Below are 18026 nucleotides of genomic sequence, written 5' to 3'. Positions count from 1 at the left end.
TTCGGCGTCCGCAGGCGCCGGCCCCTTGATCAGGCCGGCGGTTTCCCGACCGGATCGGGCGGAACAAAGGTCCAGATCGTGTCGCCGGGCTCGACCGGCGGCCGGTGCTGCATCGAAAATACGGCCAGTTCGCCGTTCGTGCGCGCGACCGCCAGGCTGTCGCCGCCCGATGCCTTCATCCGCGCCACGAAATCGGCATAGCTGAATTTCTCGGTGATGCGGGTCCGGCCAAAGCTCCAGCCCGCCTGCAGCCGGTCGAGCTGCTGCTCGATCGGCGTCCCCGACAGGGTCAGCACGCGTCCCCGCCGCCGCGTCCCCGTCTGCGCGGTTGCGAGCATGCGGCTGACGCGGTTGTGCCCGATCTCGGGCGCCAGTTCGCTGCACACCAGCGCATTGTAGCTGTCGTTGTCGGTCGCGGCGATCAGTTGCTGATACCGGCCCATGTCGAGCTCGTCGTCATGCGATTCGTCCAATATGTCGCCCTGATGGACGGGCAGATCGGCGCGCTGCGCCCGGCGGAGCGCGAATTTGCTCGCATCGGCGATCAGTACGTCGCTGCCCTGTTCCTTGATGAATTCGGCAAAGGCGATGGTCCAGCTGTTGGCGCCGACCAGCAGCACGCCATTGCCCTTGCCGCGATCGAGCCCCAGCCAGTGGGCGAAGCGCGCGGCGGTGAAGCCATGCGCAAAGATCGTCGCGATCACGACGCCGAAGCCGAGCGGCACCAGCGCCTCGGCGCCCGGATAGCCATAGTCCGACAGGCGAAGCGCGAAGAGGCCGGTCACCGCGACCGCGACGATGCCGCGCGGCGCGATCCACGCGATGAACAGCCGTTCCCTGAACGGAATGCGCGTGAACAGCAGCGATACCATGATCGTCAACGGCCGGACGACGAAGAGGAGGAGCAGGAGGAAGATAAGGAAACGGAACTGAAAATTCTGCACCACCTCCCAGTCGAGCGTTGCCGACAGGATGATGAAGACGCCCGAAACAAGCAGGACGGTCAGATCCTCCTTGAAACGCTGCAGCGCCGGGCTCGAATCGGTCTCGCGGTTCGCCATCACCACGCCCATCACGGTGACGGTGATGAGGCCGGTTTCATGCATGACGAGGTCGGAAAAGACGAAGACCGCGATCACCGTCGTCAGCAGCACCGGCGCTTTCAGATATTCGGGCACCCAGCCGCGCGGGAAGGCCCAGGTGAGGGCAAAGCCCGCCGCACTGCCGATCAGGACGGCGAGCAGGCTGGCGGCGACGACGTCCATGACGATCGCGGTGCTGTTCGCCTCGGCACCGCCATGGATGATATAGGCATAGATGCCGACCGCGAGCAGGGCGCCGATCGGGTCGTTCACGATCGCTTCCCATTTCAGGATATGCTTGACGCGCGGCGTGATGTTGAGCGAGCGGAGCAGCGGGACGATCACCGTCGGACCGGTGACGACCATCACCCCCCCGAACAGGGCCGCGAGTTCGAGCGGCAGGCCGGCGCCATAATAGGCCGCCGCCGTTCCCAGCGCCCAGCCGACCGGGACGCCGACGAAGACGAGCATCAGCACCGCCAGCCCGGCGTGGCGGAGCTCGCGGAACTTCAGGCTCAAGCCGCCCTCGAACAGAATCACGGCAACCGCCAGCTTGATGATCGGTTCGCGCAGCGCGCCGAAATCGCGTTCGGGGTCGATCAGCCCCAGCACCGGCCCCGCCAGGATGCCGGCGACGAGCATCAACGCGATCGCGGGCTTTCCGGCGCGCCAGGCGATCCATTGGGCCCCGATCCCGATCACGCCGATCAGCGCGATCTTGACGAGCAGCGAGTCGATAGCGAACATCGGCCAAGTCTATGCAATGGCCGCGAAACTTCCAACCCAAAGGCGTCGTGCCGGCCCTTCGGGGCTGGCGAGGCCCGCGATTCGGTGCGGGCCGGGCAGCCGTTACGTCATTGGGCGCCCGACCCTAAAATTGCCCGCGCAGCGTCACGCCATAGGTGCGCGGTTCGCCCGGGAAGCCGACGAACAGCTGGTTCGCCGTCCCCGCCAGTCCGCTCGCCGTCGGCGCCGCCACGGCGCGGAAGGTGCCGCCGCCCTGCAGCGGCATGTCGGCGCCGATCTGATAATATTTCTTGTTGAAGATATTCTGCGCCCACAGCTCGACGCCCCAGCGCCGCTCGGGGCCGTAGAGGCCGAGGCGGCCGTTGAACACCGCGAAGCCGTCCTGGATCTTCTCGACGTCGAGGTCCGACGCGGTGTTGGTGTCGCTCTGCAGGCGGGTGTCGAGATAGACGAGGCCGGTCAGCCCCGAATTGCCGATCGGCGGGGTCCAGCTGATCCCCGCGGTCGCGACATATTGCGCGGCGTTCGACACCCCGCGGCCGGGCAGCTGGAACAGCACCGGCGACAGCGGGCGGCCGCCCGTGCCGACCAGATTGCGGCGATAGAGGGTATCGACATAGGTCAGCCCCATATTGACCGTCAGATGGCGCGCGGGGCGCAGGAAAGTCTCGATCTCGATCCCCTTGGCGCGCACCCCGGGCTTCAGCCGGTCGGGCGCGCAGGCACCCGTCAGCGCCGACCCGTCGCTGTCGGCGCCGCCCAGGTCGTCCTTGCACGCCTGGATGTTGGTGACCTCGAAATTGACACCGTTGAAGGTGTTGAGCTGGTAATTGCTATATTCCTGATAGAAAGCGGCGAGGTTCACGTCGAAGCCGGGCCCGTCATATTTGATCCCGAATTCATAGGCATCGACCTTTTCGCTCGCGAACTGCAGGTCGCTCGCCTCCGCCCGGCCGTTGCCCGGCATGTTGGCGGGCAAGGCGAGGCGCGCGGCGCAGGCGGTGTCGAATGCCGTATTGCACGGCCGGTCGAGCGCCGAGAAGTCGAGGTTGAAGCCGCCCGCCTTGTACCCCTTCGACGCCGAGCCATAGACGAGCAGGTCGGGCACCGGCTTCCAGCTGAGCACCGCGGTGCCCGTCCATTCATTGTCCTTGAATTTGGTCCCCGCGCTGCCGCGCGGCAGGTCGGGCGCCGTGCCGTTGATCACGCACGGCAGGCTCGCGAGCGACTGGAAGGGCGAATTGACCACCAGCGAACAGATGGAATTGTTGAAATTCGCATCGGCATCGAGCGTCTTGCGCTCGCTGGTGTAGCGCGCGCCGATCGTCAGGGTCAGCGTATCGGGGACGATGTCGAAGCTGTTGTGGGTGAAGATCGCGAAGTTGCGGCTCTTCTGTTCGAAGGTCGAGCCGGCGTTGCCGGTGCCGTTGATCGCGAGGCCCGGCTGGCCGAGCGCCGCGGCGAGCGAGCCGAAGCCCGGCCGCGCCGGATCGGCGATCAGCGCCTGGAGCAGGCTGCGCGTCGCGCCGGGCGGCAGCGCGTTGATCGTCCCCTGGACCACCGGCACGTTGACGCAGCTCGGGTTGCTGGGCAGCACCGCCGAGGGCAGCGCCTGCGCGAACAGCAGGCAATTGGCGAACTGCTCGTAATTGTTGCCATAGACGATGTCGTCGTCGACATCGAGCCGCTCGTTGGCGTAATAGCCGCCGACCAGCCAGTCGAGCCGCCCGTCGAACGCCTCGCCCTGCAGCCGCAGCTCCTGCGTGAACAGGCGGAAGCGGCGGTCGAGGTCGGTGCGCCGCAGCACGTCGAGCGCGCTGAAATCGGCATCCTGGCCCTGCGCATTCCTGTAATCGCGATAGGCGGTGATCGAGGTCAGCGAAGCGCCGCCCAGGTCCCAGCCGACCTCGCCCGAAACGCCCCAGTCCTTGGTGTCGGAGCGATAGGTGACCCCCGGCGTCGTCGCCTGGCGGCGCACGAAGCTGGTGTCCGCCGGCGCGACCTGATGATTGGCGCCGAGAATCTGGAGCAGGGGCAGCAGCGTGTTCGCCGACGCGACGGGAAAGCCGTCGGGACCGCGCGACAGGTTGCGCACGGGGTTGAGCAGGATGCCGCCGCAGCAATTTTCCTTGCGCTCGCTGTAATCGGCGATCAGCCGGATCTTCAGGCTGTCGTTGGGCTCGAACGCCAACTGGCCGCGCACCAGCCAGCGATCGCGGTCGTTGATGTCGGGTTCGCCCGGGGTGACATTCTTGATGAAGCCGTCGCGCTGCTGCCAGACGCCGTCGATGCGCACCGCCGCGCTGTCGCCCAGCGGCGCGTTGACCATGCCGTCGACGCGCCAATAGTCGTAATTGCCGTAGCTCACCGATCCCTTGGCGCCGAAGCCGTTGAGATCGGGCCCCTTGGTGACGATGTTGATCAGGCCCGCGGTCGAATTGCGCCCGAACAGCGTGCCTTGCGGGCCGCGCAGCACCTCGACGCGCTCGATATCGCCCAGTTCGGACAGGCCGACGCCGGTGCGGCTGCGATAGACGCCGTCGATGAACAGCCCGACCGAGCTTTCGAGCCCGGGATTCTCGCCGACGGTGCCGATGCCGCGGATGCGCGCGGTGAAATTGACCTCGCTCGTCGCGCCCGACACGAGCAGCGACGGGGCGACCTGGCCCAGCGCGCGCACGTCGGTGGCGCCGGTCTTCTCCAGCGTGTCGCCCGACACCGCCGACACCGCGATCGGCACGTCGGACAGCAGTTCGCTGCGCCGCGTCGCGGTGACGATGATCGTGTCGTCGTCACTCTCGGCCGCCGTGGCGGCATCGCCCCCGGCCTGCGCCATGGCGGGCACCGACAGCGCCGCCGCCGACAGGGCCAGCCCCGCGGCACCGCAGCGCAGCAGGCGGGCAGCACGATAGCTCTGGATGTTCATGATCACGCCCTCTCTCTCCCAATTTTATTATGGGGGAAGGCTATCATGAGGTTGGGGGCGAGGGCCAGTAGGCGCCCATACCGTAGCGTTTTTCCGGGGTAGCGCGGCTTTTGCGCCACAGCTGTCACATGTGACGGGTTGACTTTGCCGGGCAGGAAAAAGGGGCGGGGCACATGGTGCCCCGCCCCGATCCTGGTCCCTTGCCGCGGCTTAGAATTTGCCGCGCAGCGTCACGCCATAGGTCCGCGGTTCGGCGAGGAACATCGAGAAGATCTGGCGGCCGCCCGGATATTGCGGGTCGGCGAAGTCCCCGGAGACCCCGCCTTCCTGGAACGGCGAGTTGAAGGCGACCTGGGCATATTGCTTGTTGAAGATATTCTGCGCCCACAGTTCGATACCCCATTTCTCGTCGGGGCCGCGCAGGCCGACGCGGGCGTTGAAGATCGCATAGCCATCCTGTTCCTTCTGCGGGAACAGGTCGGACCCGGTGTTGTAGTCGCTGGTCAGGCGACCATCGACATAGACGAGGCCCGACAGGCCGCTGCCGCCGATCTCGGGCGTCCAGGTGAAGCTGCCGGTCGCGACCAGCTCGGGCGCGTTCGACAGATTGTTGCCCGGCAGCAGGCGCAGCGCCTGGTCGAGCGGGGCGCCCGAGCTGTTGCCGACGAGGTTGCTGCGATATTTGGTGTTCGCATAGGTCAGGCCCGCCGCGACGCGGAAGTCGCGCGCCGGAACGAGCGAGGCTTCGAGCTCGAAGCCTTCGGTCCGGACGCCATAGCTGACGTCGCCTGCGGGACAGGCGCCGGTGGCGGCCGCCGCGGCGTTGAAATTGGGCGCGGTGGCGAACTTGCTCTGATCGCGGTCGGCGCCGTTCAGGTCGGACGAGCAACCATTGACCGTCTGGACGAGGAAGACGCTGCCGTTGAAGGTGTTGAGCTGGAAATTCTTGAAATCCGACCGGAAGAAGGTCAGCCCCAGGCTGAACGGACCCGTCGAATATTTCGCGCCCAGCTCGTAGCTGTTCACCAGTTCGGGGTCGAACTGCAGATTGCTCACCAGCGCCTGCGCGCCGCCGACCGCGGCAAAGGTGGTGGTCGGTGCGCCGTTGAAGACCTGAATCGGGTTCTTCAGCGCCGAACGGTCGAGGTTGAAACCGCCCGCCTTGTAGCCGCGCGCGAAGCTTGCATAGACGAGCAGGTCGTCGATCGGCTTGTACGACAGGATCGCCGTGCCGGTCCATTCATCCTCGCTGCGGCTGTCCTTGATCGACACGCCGTTCAGCTCGGCGGTCGAATTGCCCTGGCAGGCGAGGCCGACGAGGCCGCCCGATACGGCGGCGAGTGCGGGGGTGGTCAGGAAACCGCCGACCAGATTCTGGACATTGACGCACGCCTGATTGTCGTTGGTGAAATCGGCCGCGAACTTCTTCTTGTCGTGGGTGTATCGCACGCCCAGCGTCAGGTCGAGGCGGTCGGTGATGTGCACGATATTGTGCGTGAACAGCGCCCAGTTGGTGTCGTTCTGGCGGTAGCGGTCGTTGATGCTGCCCTTGTCGCTGATGCCGTCGAGCTGGTCGAGCGCCGCATAGATCGCGGGCGAGGCGGCACCAAAGGCGGCCGGACGCGCCGCGACGCAGCCGGGCGAGGTCGGCGAATAGAGGGCGGCGAGCGCCCCGCCCGAGATCAGGCGGCACGCGGCGAAGCGGCCATATTGGGTGCCGAAGCGCAGATTGTCGCGCACCGTCAGCTTTTCGTTGGCGTAAAAGCCGCCGACGAGCCAGTCGAGCGTGCCGTCGAACGCCTCGCCCTGCAGCCGCAGCTCCTGGGTGAAGGTGTGGAACTGGCGATAGGCGTCGTCGCTCTCGCCGCGATAGAGGATATCGACCGCGCCATAGTCGAGGTCGTCGGCCTGGCCCGAGCGATATTCGCGATAGCCGGTGATCGAGGTGAGCGTCGCGCCCCCGAAATCATAGTCGATCTGGCCCGAGAAGCCATAATCCTTGGTCTCGCCGGCATAGCTGCGCCCGGGGCTGACCGACAGATTGCGGCCGTAGCCCTGGCTGAAGGCGGCGAGCGGCTGGCCGAGGTCGCGCAGCACGTTGATGATATTGTTGCCGTTCGCGGGCGGAACGGAGCCGGTGCTCAGCGGGTTGGCGACATTGTTGAGGTTGCCGATATAGGGATTGACGCTGTTGTCGATATAGATGGCGCCGCAGCATTTCTCGTCGCGGAAGGTATAGTCGGCGATCAGCCGGATCGACAGCGCGTCGGTGGGCTCGAACAGCAACTGTCCGCGCACGAAATAGCGGTCGCGGTCGTTGACGTCGGTGTTGTTCGTCGTGTCGCGCAGGAAGCCGTCGCGCTTGACCCAGATGCCGTCGAGGCGCGCCGCGATCGTGTCGCTGATCGGGCCGGTGATGCTGCCGCCGAGGCGGAAATAATCATAATTGCCATAGGTCGCCTCGGCGGTGGCGCCGAAGTTGAACTCGGGCTTTTTCGAATAGATGCTGATCAGCCCCGCCGACGAGTTGCGGCCGCCGAGCGTGCCCTGCGGGCCGCGCTGCACCTCGACGCGGTCGATCTCGCCCAGCTCGTTGAGGCCGATGCCCGAGCGCGAGCGATAGACGCCGTCGATGAACACCGGGACCGAGCTTTCGAGGCCGGGGTTGTCGCCGACGGTGCCGATGCCGCGGATACGCGCCGAGCCATTGGCTTCCGAGCCGGTCGACGAGACGAGCAGCGACGGCGCGACCTGGTTCAATTGGCGGATGTCGTTGGCGCCGCTGTTCTGCAGCGTTTCGGCGTTCACCGCCGAGATCGCCACCGGCACGTCGGCCAGCCGCTGCGCGCGGCCCTGCGCGGTGACGACGATCTCGCTGTCCGCGCTGTCGTCGACCGTCGCGGTGTCGTCGGCACTGTCCTGCGCATAGGCCGGAACCGCGCTGGCGGCGATCGCCAGCGAAACGCCCAGCGCGGTGGTGCGCATCAGGCGGGCGGCACAAAGGGTATGGGATTTCATTTGGGGCACTCCTCTCAGCATTTCGTTGTTTTTATTGGGCCCCATTCATACGCATAATTATGCAGTGATCCAGCCGGGCGCGCGGTTTTGCCTCATGTTTTCGCCGGGTGATGCTTTTGTGCCACAGGCGTTTACGCCCGGATTTCCGGGCTATCGGGCGCGACGCGGCATTGCCGTAACGTCATCGGCGGCCCCGCCGCGGCAGGGCAGCGACAGCAATTTTCCATGCCGGCGACCAGCATCGCGCGATAATCGTCCGCGAAATTGGCCGCGATCGCCGCATCGCCGACGTCGAGCCCGCCGGTCAGGCTGCCGAAAGCGGGCAGAATCAGCCGCCGCCCGTCGCCCGCGAAGCAGGGGCGCGACACCGGGCGGCCGCGCACGGTCAGCCGCAGCTTGGGGTGGAAATGGCCCGATATCTCGGGGCGGGTTTCCCCGTCTTCGCTCTGGTGGCGAAAGACGATGCCGTCGACGACCATCTCGTCGGCGACCTCGCCGCCCCAGGCGCCGCCCGCCAGTCCGTCGTGATTGCCCGCGATCCAGGTCAGCCGCACCGCGCCCGTCTGGCGGCGCAACCGTTCGGCGATCGCGGGCGCGATCCGGTCGGCGGCGGCGCGGTCGTGGAAACTGTCGCCCAGGCACCAGATCGCGCGCGCGCCGGTCTCGGCCGCCAGCCGCGCCAGCCGGTCGAGCGTATCGTGGCTGTCATAGGGGGGCAGGGGCTGGCCGTGCGCCGCATACCAGCTCGCCTTTTCGAGGTGCAGGTCGGCGACGATCAGCGCGCCGTGGCGCGGCCAGAACAGCGCCCGGCCGACGAGCGGAACGAAGCGGTGGTCGGCGAAATCGAGCTGCGGTGCGGCGGACATGGCGCCGCTATGCCGCCAGCCTGCAATTCCGTCCAGTATATGTTCTCATTTCGCGACGGATGGAGGCCCTAGCCGCCCCGGCCCGCGAAATTCGCCGCGAACCGCTGTCCCGTCGCGCGGTTTGCCCCGTCGGGCAGGTCGAAGACGACGCGCTTGTTCGGGAAATCGATCTCGACCCGGTCGAACAGCGCCAGGCTGTCCATGCCGAGCAGCAGCGCCGGCCGCTCGGTCAGCCCCAGCGCGCGAAACGCCTGGCTGTCGGCGAAGCTGACCGGCAGGTCGTTGACGTCCATGCCGTTGATCACGATGCGCTTCACCGCGGTGCGCGTCGCCGGCACCGCCTCGCCGGTCACCGCCCCCAGCGTGGTGGCGAGGAAGGGCAGGCGGTTCGCGCGCCGCGCCGCGACCAGTTTCTGCAGCGCCAGATTGCCGACGCTCGTCTGCGCGCCGGTGTCGACGATCACGTCGATGCGCTTGCCGTCGAGCCGCGCGTCGGACAGGATCAGCCGCCCCGCCGAATTGCGCGCGGTGACGACGATCGCGTCGTCGTCGCGGATGATCGGCCGCGCGCGCTTGCGCGTCTCGAGCACCTGCATGCTTTCCTTGCGGAAATCGATCAGGATGCGCCGGTCCTCGAGCATGTCGACCCCGATCAGCCCCGCCGCGCCGATATGCCGCCCGTAAAAGGAGGGCGCGTCGAAGGCGGCCATGTGCAGGTCGGTCATCTGCAGCGTGGCGACGCGAAAGCTGGGCACCGTCGCCGACCCGCCGATCGTCGCCATCTTGAGCTTGGCGCCCTCGACCAGCCCCAGCCGGTCGGCGAGTTCGCGCGCGATGATCGTGCGCTCGGCGCCGGTGTCGACGAGGAAGGAAAAGGGCCCCTGCCCGGCGACGCGCACCTGCACCGACATGCGCCGCGTCGCGTCGAGGTCGAAGGGCTGGATGAAGGGGGTGATCTCGCTGGTCAGGACATCGGACGGCGCGGCGGGTTCGGCGGGCGCCGCAGCCGGGCCTGCCGCCGCCGCAGCGGCGCGGCGGGCGGCTGGCTGGCACCGGCCAGCAGCGGCGCGGCGAGCATCGCCGTCCAGATCATCGGCCGCCTGAGAACATGGGTCATCGCGGGCATCCTCTTATATGTACGCGCAGTCTACGCCTGTCGCGGGGAGGCGGCAAGCGGCGTGCGGAGGTTGCCGATCCTCCCCGGCACGGGGAGGGGGACCAGCGAAGCTGGTGGAGGGGTACAGGCGGTTTGCCTCGCCGGTGAGGTGGCGAACCATGGCTCCGTTGCCGAGCGATGGAAGCGCTTTCCGTCCAGCGCTGCATAAGCCTCCCGTGCCCCTCCACCACCCTTCGGGTAGTCCCCCTCCCCCTTTGGGGGAGGATCGCCTATGTCCGCCCGCTATCCCTCCCCCATCGCCGCCGCCGCCAGTTCGTCGGCGAGTTCGCCCAGCAGCGCATCGTCGATGTCCGCCGCCGCGACATTCTCGCGTCCGATCAGCACCAGCACCGGCACCGCGAGCGGGCTGATCCGTTCGAGGTCCTTGTGCAGCATCGTCCCCGCCGCGCGGTCGAGCAGGTCGCCGAGCCGCGCGACATCGGTCAGCCGCTCGCGCGCATCGGCCCAGGCCGCTTCGAGCAGCAGATGGTCGGGCTCGTACTTGCGCAGCACGTCGAAGATCAGGTCGGTCGAAAAGGTCACCTGCTTGCCCGTCTTGCGCTTGCCCGGATGCTGGCGCTCGATCAGCCCGCCGATCACCGCGACCTCGCGGAAGGCGCGTTTCAGCAGGTGCGAGCCTTCGACCCATTCGACGAACTCGCCCTCGAGGATCGCGGCATCGAACAGCGCGGCGGGGTCGGTCACCGGACGCAGCGACCAGATCGCCAGCGCATAGTCCGACGCGACGAAGCCCAAAGGCTGCAGCCCGGCGCGCTCCATCCGCTTGCTGACGAGCATCCCCAGCGACTGGTGCGCATTCCAGCCGTCGAACGGATAGACGACCAGATAATGATGCCCGTCGTGCGGGAAGGTCTCGACGAGCAATTCGCCGGGGCGCGGCAGCACCGAGCGCCATTGCTGCATCTCCAGCCAGAAGCGCACGTCGCCGGGAAAGCGCGCCCAGCTTGCCGGATCGGCGAGGAAGCCGCGCACCCGGTCGGCGAGCCGCGTCGTCAGCGCCATGCGCGCGCCGAGATAGGAGGGGATGCGCGCGGGCCGCGTCGTCGCGCGCACATAAAGGTCGGTGTCGCGGATCGCCTCGACCTCGAGGCTGAGCCCGGCGAAGGCGAAGGTGTCGCCCGGGGTCAGCGTGCTCGCGAAATATTCCTCGACGCTGCCGAGGCGGCGGCCGTTCCGGAACCGCACGTCGAGCGTCGGCGCGTCGACGATGATCCCGGCGTTCAGCCGGTGCTGCGCCGCCAGCCGCGGATGCGCGATGCGCCAGCGTCCTTGCCCGTCGGGGGCGAGGCGGCGGAAGCGGTCATAGCTTTTGAGCGCGTAGCCGCCGTCGCGCACGAAACCGAGCAGGCGCGAAAAGGTCACCTCATCGACCCAGCGGTACGGCGCCGCCGACCGGATTTCGGCGAGCAACTCCGCCTCGTCGAACGGCGCGGCGCAGGCGAGCGCCATCACATGCTGCGCCAGCACGTCGAGCGCGCCGGGGCGGAAGCGGTCGGCGTCGCGCTCGCCCGCCGCGACCGCATCGAGCGCCGCCTGCGCTTCCAGATATTCGAAGCGGTTGCCCGGCACGATCAGCGCCCGGCTCGGCTCGTCGAGCCGGTGGTTGGCGCGCCCGATCCGCTGGAGCAGCCGCGACGACCCCTTGGGCGCGCCCATCTGGATCACGCAGTCGACATCGCCCCAGTCGAGCCCGAGGTCGAGGCTGGAGGTCGCGACCAGCGCGCGCAGCCGCCCTTCGGCCATCGCCGTCTCGGCGCGCTGCCGCGCCTCGCGGTCGAGGCTGCCGTGGTGGATCGCGATCGGCAGCGACAGGTCGTTGACCTTCCACAATTCCTGAAAGATCAGCTCGGCGAGCCCGCGCGTGTTGCAGAAGATGATCGTGGTGCGGTTCTTCGCGACCTCCGCCATCACCTGATGCACCGCATAGCGCCCCGAATGCCCCGACCAGGGCACCGCGCCCTCGGGCAGCAGGATCGAAATGTCGGGATCGGCCCCCGCCTCGCCCGCGACCAGGGTCACCGCGCCGCCCGCCGCATCGGGCGCCAGCCATTCGGCATATTGCCCGGGATCGGCGATCGTCGCCGACAGCCCGACGCGGCGCATCGCGGGCGCGATTTGCTGGAGCCGCGCGAGCGCGAGGCTCAGCAGGTCGCCGCGCTTGCCCGGCGCGAAGGCGTGGATCTCGTCGATCACCACCGTCTGCAAGTCGGCGAACATCGCGAAACTGTCGGGATAGGAGAGCAGGAGCGACAGCGATTCGGGGGTGGTGAGCAGGATGTTCGGCGGTCGACTGCGCTGCCGCGCCTTCCTGTCCGACGATGTATCGCCGCTGCGGCTTTCGACGCTGATGGCGAGGCCCATGTCTCCGATCGGCCCCAGCAGATTGCGTTCGACGTCGGCGGCGAGCGCCTTCAGCGGCGAGACGTACAGCGTGTGCAGCCGGTCCGACGGATGCGCGGCGAGATCGACGAGCGTCGGCAGGAACCCCGCCAGCGTCTTGCCCGCCCCCGTCGCCGCGACGAGCAGCGCATGTTCGCCGCGCGCCGCCGCCGCCAGCATCTCCGCCTGATGCCGCCGCACCCGCCACCCGCGCGCGGCGAACCAGTCGGTGAAGATCTGCGGGAGGGGCACGGGGCAGATGTGGCCCGCGGCGATGCGGGGGGCAAGGCTTTCCCAAAATCGCGAACCGGTGCGGGGGCGGGTTCCGGGCGGGAGCGGACGCAGGCTTATCGGCGGCACCGAAGGCGTAGTGCGCCGACGTGAGTGAGATTGATTTCGCACAAAGGCACAAAGGCACGAAGATGTCGTGCTTGCCGCGAAGCGGCTTTACCTCTTCAACCTCGTCTAAGGATTGACGTCGATGAGAAGGCGGCCTTTCGGCCGCGAACGGCTTCTTCGTGCCTTTGTGCCTTTGTGCGAAACAAAATATCCGCCCCATCAGCCTCGAACAACGCTTGCTGAGCGCGTCGCCAAACGTCCGCCTCCCACCCCCAAAACCGCGCTTCGCTAAACCCGCGCCGCCATCGCCCCCAGCAACCCCCGCCAATGCTCGCCCAGCCGCCGCTGGAACAGCATCAGCGCGAACCCGTGCCGCGCGACATGTTGCTGCGGGATCGTATCCCAGCCGCGGTGCTCGACGGTCACCCGCGTTTCGGCGCCGACCGCCTCGAAGCGCACCTCGACCTCGGTCGCCTGGTCCGCCCGGAAACTCGGCAGCCGCCATCCGAACGCCAGCCGCTCGCCCGGCAGCCAGCACCGCACGCGCCCGATCTCCCACTCCTTGCCGTCGGCGAAGCGCGTCACCAGCCGCCCGTCCGGCCCCTCGGGGTCGAAGCTCGGCACGCCGTCGCCGCCGCGCGACAGTTCGAACAGCGGATGGCTTTGCCACCACAGCCCGATCTCGCGCGTGAAAACCTCGAACGCCCGTGCGGGCGGCACCGCGACGCGCAGCGCGACGATCACGGCGGCGGTCATTGGGGGGCGTTCATCGGGCGGCGCTCATTCGCGGCGCTCGGCATAGGCCTTGAACGCCGCGAGCTGGCTAGGCCCACAAGGCTTCGGTGTCGGCCAGCCACCGGCGGAGCTCGGCGGTCGCGCCGTCCTTCAGGCAATAGATGCGGACGCGCGCGTCGAAGGACAGGAAACTGTCCTCGATCAGCCCGCCCTCCTTCAGCGCGCGCAGATGGCGGCTCATTGCCGGCGGCGCGAGGCCGAGCGCGCGCGCCAGCTCGCCCGCGCTGTGCGGGCGCTGCCCGAGCAGCTCGACGGCGCGCCGCCGCTTCGGGTCGGCGAGCGCGGCGAAGATGCGGTCGACCCCCGCGCTCAATCGTCGAGCCGCGTCTTGGTCGTGAAGCCGCCTTCGGCGTCCCACTCTTCGGCGGTCTTTTCCTCGACCGTCACGCCGAAGGTCCAGATATGTCCCTCGGGATCCCTGGCGCGGTAGCTGCGGTCGCCGTAGAATTGCGTTTCGGGTTCCTGGATGATCTCGGCCCCCGCCGCGCGCGCGACCGCGCAATGCGCGTCGATATCCTCGCCGACCGCGAGCTGGACATGCACCGATTGCGTGTTCTTGCCGCCGACCGATTGCGGGCTCCTGTGATCGTCGGACCATTCATTGCCGACCATCACCGTGGAATTGCCATATCCCATTTCGCTGTGCGCCAGATTGCCGTCGGCATCGAGCAGGACGAACAAGGGCTCGAACCCGAACGCCTCCTCCAGCCAGCGGAACGCCGCCTTGCTGTCGCGATAGCTGACGGCGCTCGAAAGCCCCTTGCCGCGCGGATGATCGACCATGACCTGTCTCCCGAGTCGTGCAGATGATTTCCATTTCATAGAATATTTTCAGGAAAATGAAAATACATGCAATCGCGAGTAAAGTTGCTAGGAAAAGTCATGACCGCCGACCTCGCCCGCTGCCTCGCCGAGGCCTATGACGTCGCCCTGCCGCACCGCGGCCAGGGCAAGGTCGCCGACTATATCCCGGCGCTGGCGAAGGTCGATCCGATGCGCTTCGGCATGGCGCTCGCGCTTCCCGACGGCACCGTCCACACCGCCGGCGACGCGGAGGAGGCCTTCTCGATCCAGTCGGTGTCGAAGGTCTTCACGCTCGCCCTCGCGCTCCGCCGCGTCGGCAGCTCGCTCTGGGACAGCGTCGGCCGCGAACCGTCGGGCAGCGCCTTCAACTCGATCGTCCAGCTCGAAAACGAGCAGGGGGTGCCGCGCAACCCCTTCATCAACGCCGAGCGCCATCGCGACCACCGACCGGCTGATCGACGGCCGCGACCTCGATGCGACGGTCGAGGAAATCCTCGCCTTCATGCGTGCCCGCGCCGGCGACGAGGCGGTCGGGATCGACCTCGACGTCGCCTTCTCCGAATCCGAAACCGGCGCCCGCAACCGCAGCCTGACCCATTTCATGGACGCCTTCGGCAATCTGCGCGAGCCCGTCGAAACGACGCTCGGCGTCTATTTCCGCCAGTGCGCCATCGCGATGAGCTGCAACCAGCTCGCGAAGGCCGGGCTGTTCCTCGCCATGGAGGGCCGCGACCCGCTGACCGGCGAACAGCTGATCGAACCGCACCGGGCGCGGCGCATCAACGCGATCATGATGCTCTGCGGCCATTACGACAACAGCGGCGAATTCGCCTTTCGCGTCGGCCTGCCGGGCAAGAGCGGCGTCGGCGGCGGCATCCTCTGCATCGCGCCGGGGCAGGGCTCGATCGCGGTCTGGTCGCCGGGCCTCAACGAAGCGGGCACCTCGCTCGTCGGCGCGATCGCGCTCGAACATTTCGCCTATGCCGCGGGCTGGTCGGTGTTCGACTGATCGACGCTATCCTCTTGCGCCGGTAATGTAACAATGTATCACCGCTGCATGAGAGCGGCGTAGCCGAGGCCGGGCTTGGGGGATGCGATGAAAAAATACTGGCTGATGGTCGCGGCGATGCCTTTGCTGTGGGGCGCGGCGCCCGGCACCGGTCTTTCGGACAAGCAGGTCGAAGCCTTCCTCGACGGCGGGACGAGCTATATGTCCTATGATTCCCAGCCGTTCAAAGGCTGGGAGGCCGATGTCCACAAGGCGCTGTCGGGCAAGAATCGCGAGGCGGCGATTGCGGCGCTGGCGCCCCAATATGGTCTTTCGGTTCCGCACATGGCCGAACTCGTCCGGCTCTGGGTCGAAGCCGACGCGGCCGGCTTCGCCTTTGGGCGCGATACCGCCAAGCGAGCGGCACTGCGCGACGGCATCCGGCGGCGCTTCCTGGCGTTGGTCGCCGGCAGCGGCCGGTCCCCGCTCGTGCTGCAGGCGGCCGCGATGAGCTTCGAAGACTTCGATGACAGCTTCGATGAATGCAGCGCGGCCGACTTCGACGCGCTGATGGCCGGCGCGCGCGACCGGGTGGGCGACGCCTGGCTGATCGCGAACAGCGCCACTTGCGGCGAGAATTTCCTGCGCGCCGCCGCCGCCGGAGAAGCGCCGCTCGCCGCCCCGCTGATCCGCGCCGCCGACTATGGCTCGCTCGCCCCTGCAGACGCGCAGGCGCTCTATGCCTGGCTCACGGGTCCCGATGCGCTGGCGAACGTCCCGGCGGCCGACCGCGATGCGCTGCTGGCGCATCTGGTCCTGCGCCGTATCGCCTTGCTGCTCGAAACCGGCCAGAGCGATGCGGCGATTGCGCTTTTCGACGGACAGCCGGCGACGCTTCGGGCCTTGCTGCGAAAGGGCGAGATGGGACCGGTTTCGACCGTGATCGACGGCCTGCCGGTCGATCTCGAAAAGCAGGACCGAATGCGCGGCATCCTGCTGGGCATCGCCGCGGGCTACGCCGTTTCGGGTCGCCGCGCCGAAGCCGAGGCCCTGATCGCCGAGACGGGCGGCGCGGCCGCCGCCGCCCGGATGCTGCAATGCCTTTCCACGCCCGCCGATCCGAAGGATGACGAACGCGATTGCGGCAACGGTCGCGGGTCGGACAATGAATGGCTGAGCTATGCGATGCTCGACCATTTCCTCCATCATCCGGGCGACGATCCCTATCTGCTTGCCGAAACCGGCTTCGCGACGCAGAATCAGCGATGCCGATGACGGCTTTGCCGAACTGGGCTGCCGGATATTCGATGCCGAGCATTTCGCGGGAATTTGCGCGGATTTGTGGCAGTCGGTGGCCTATGCCGCCGTCACCGATCCCGACGCCTATGACGCGGGCAGGAAACAGCGGCAGACGGCGGCGCTGCTTGCGCTCGATATTCCCGGCTTCGCCGCGGCGCGTGAACGGAGCGTTGCGGCGCTCGACGCCGCGGCCAGCGATGCGAAGGCCCGCGGGGGAGAGCGCGACCTGCGCGCCGGTCGCAAGAGCGTCGACCCCGACGAAACCGCTTTCGCCGTGCTCGCCCTCCCGGATATGTGGCGCAAGGCGGCCGCAAAGCCCTCGACCTGGCCCAAGGACGCCGCGGCCTTGCCGCCCGACTTCCTGCCCGTCCGCTTCGAACGCGCGGGCAGCCGCGCCGTCGCGGTCAGCCTGTCGCAGAATTTCGATCCTTCGGGGGAGGTGTCGGCCGGGGGCTATTGGATTCACCTGTCCGGCGACGGCGGCAAGCATTGGCAGCCGCCGCTTTACACGGGCCTCGCCGACCGCTTTCCTTATGTCGTGCCGGCGGAGGCGCGCATGCCCCTGCTCGGCGCCGACGGGGTGATCAATGTGGAGGTCGAGGTCGCGCTGCTCGACACCGCATCAATCACTTATCCGCCGGTCGCGCTGGCGACGCGCCGGAAGCAGTCCGACCTCTATCTCGCAATCCCGGTCGCCGACCTCGAACGCGACAGCGACGGCGACGGTTTCAGCGATATCGCCGAACGCCATCTGCTGCTCGATACGGCCGGCGAGGACGCGCCCATGCTCGTCGGGTCGCAGCCGACGGCCGCCTGCGGGCCGCTATCGAACGAACAGGGGGCGCGGATCGCGCTGCTCGACCAGTTGTTCGAGATCAAGGCGACACCGATCGTCGAACCGCTCGATATGGCCGAGGCCAACCTTGACGCGCGGATCGGCCAATGGGGCGACGCGGCGATGGGGCCGCCGCGCGCGGTCTTCCTGCTCGGCAACCCCGCCGATTTCGCCTGCCTCAGCAGCGACCGTCCGATCATCGTCTATTCGCAGCGGCACATGGCGGCGCTGGCGCGCAAGAGCCCCGATTTCCGGGCCGTCGAAATGCCCGCGATCGTCTTCAACCGCGCGCGCGACCGGGGCTATGCGATCTGGTCGGCGGGATGGACCGGCGGTACCTTTCGGCTGCGCTTCGAAGACAATCGCTGGAAATTCGACACGATCAGCAGCTGGATCACCTGAGCGGGCGCGGATTTTCAGTCGTTGAGCAGCGCCAGCCTGACCCGCGCCGTCCCGCTGCGGTGCATGCCGATTTCCTTTGCCGCGGCGTGGCTGATGTCGATCACCCGCCCACGCCCGAACGGCCCGCGGTCGTTGACCCGTACGACGACGCTGTCGCCGTTCGACACATTGGTGACGCGCACCAGGCTGCCGAAGGGCAGGGTGCGGTGGGCCGCGGTCATCGCCCGCGGGTCGAACCGTTCGCCGCTCGCGGTGCGGTTGCCGGCGAGTTCGTTGCCGTAATAGCTTGCCATTCCGCCGCCGATTTCGGTTTCGCTGTCGATGTCGGCGGCTAGGCTCACCGGCGATTTCAGCATCCTGCGCGGCGGC

The 18026-nt window shown here is 67.8% G+C and carries 13 protein-coding genes and 1 pseudogene; 3 read left to right on the top strand and 11 right to left on the bottom strand.

Features of this window, described 5'->3' with window-relative positions:
- Positions 1-29: 29 nt before the first annotated feature.
- From N0A20_RS17115 to N0A20_RS17070, 10 genes are all read right to left on the bottom strand, one after another.
- A complete protein-coding gene (locus N0A20_RS17115; RefSeq protein WP_260581552.1) occupies positions 30-1829 on the bottom strand; it encodes a cation:proton antiporter in 1800 nt (599 codons plus the stop codon).
- Between the two features lie 124 nt (positions 1830-1953).
- On the bottom strand, positions 1954-4755 hold the full coding sequence (locus tag N0A20_RS17110) for a TonB-dependent receptor (RefSeq protein ID WP_260581551.1): 2802 nt from the start codon (positions 4753-4755) through the stop codon (positions 1954-1956).
- 210 nt (positions 4756-4965) lie between these two features.
- Positions 4966-7773, bottom strand: coding sequence for a TonB-dependent receptor (locus tag N0A20_RS17105; protein ID WP_260581550.1), 2808 nt, complete (start codon positions 7771-7773; stop codon positions 4966-4968).
- A 131-nt stretch (positions 7774-7904) separates the two neighbouring features.
- The gene (gene pdeM / locus N0A20_RS17100; protein WP_260581549.1) at positions 7905-8639 is read right to left on the bottom strand and encodes a ligase-associated DNA damage response endonuclease PdeM; all 735 of its coding nucleotides are present in this window, start codon (positions 8637-8639) and stop codon (positions 7905-7907) included.
- Between the two features lie 68 nt (positions 8640-8707).
- Entirely contained in the window at positions 8708-9550 is an 843-nt protein-coding gene (locus N0A20_RS17095; protein ID WP_260581548.1) for a retroviral-like aspartic protease family protein, read from the bottom strand.
- 53 nt (positions 9551-9603) lie between these two features.
- A complete protein-coding gene (locus N0A20_RS17090) occupies positions 9604-9756 on the bottom strand; it encodes a hypothetical protein (RefSeq protein ID WP_260581547.1) in 153 nt (50 codons plus the stop codon).
- A gap of 282 nt (positions 9757-10038) precedes the next feature.
- Complete coding sequence (locus N0A20_RS17085; protein WP_260581546.1) at positions 10039-12447, bottom strand: ligase-associated DNA damage response DEXH box helicase; 2409 nt, start codon at positions 12445-12447, stop codon at positions 10039-10041.
- Positions 12448-12822: 375 nt separating this feature from the next.
- A complete protein-coding gene (locus N0A20_RS17080) occupies positions 12823-13290 on the bottom strand; it encodes an SRPBCC domain-containing protein (RefSeq protein ID WP_260581545.1) in 468 nt (155 codons plus the stop codon).
- 67 nt (positions 13291-13357) lie between these two features.
- Entirely contained in the window at positions 13358-13642 is a 285-nt protein-coding gene (locus tag N0A20_RS17075; RefSeq protein ID WP_260581544.1) for an ArsR/SmtB family transcription factor, read from the bottom strand.
- Positions 13639-14112: a VOC family protein gene (locus N0A20_RS17070; protein WP_260581543.1), complete on the bottom strand. Its 474-nt coding sequence runs from the start codon at positions 14110-14112 to the stop codon at positions 13639-13641. Before N0A20_RS17070 ends, N0A20_RS17075 begins: the two co-directional genes overlap by 4 nt.
- Before the next feature lie 99 nt (positions 14113-14211).
- Here N0A20_RS17070 and N0A20_RS17065 point away from each other — a divergent pair.
- From N0A20_RS17065 to N0A20_RS17055, 3 genes and pseudogenes are all read left to right on the top strand, one after another.
- Positions 14212-15142 (top strand): annotated as a pseudogene (locus tag N0A20_RS17065) (glutaminase).
- An 87-nt stretch (positions 15143-15229) separates the two neighbouring features.
- The gene (locus N0A20_RS17060) at positions 15230-16396 is read left to right on the top strand and encodes a hypothetical protein (protein ID WP_260581542.1); all 1167 of its coding nucleotides are present in this window, start codon (positions 15230-15232) and stop codon (positions 16394-16396) included.
- Positions 16353-17657, top strand: coding sequence for a hypothetical protein (locus tag N0A20_RS17055; RefSeq protein WP_260581541.1), 1305 nt, complete (start codon positions 16353-16355; stop codon positions 17655-17657). The genes N0A20_RS17060 and N0A20_RS17055 overlap by 44 nt, the downstream gene beginning before the upstream one ends.
- 14 nt (positions 17658-17671) lie before the next feature.
- Here the strand turns inward: N0A20_RS17055 and N0A20_RS17050 are convergent, their stop codons facing one another.
- Entirely contained in the window at positions 17672-18013 is a 342-nt protein-coding gene (locus N0A20_RS17050) for a septal ring lytic transglycosylase RlpA family protein (RefSeq protein ID WP_260581540.1), read from the bottom strand.
- Positions 18014-18026: the final 13 nt, after the last annotated feature.

Source organism: Sphingopyxis sp. PET50 (assembly GCF_025244705.1).
Lineage (GTDB): Bacteria > Pseudomonadota > Alphaproteobacteria > Sphingomonadales > Sphingomonadaceae > Sphingopyxis.
This window is presented reverse-complemented; position numbering and strand designations above follow the sequence as displayed.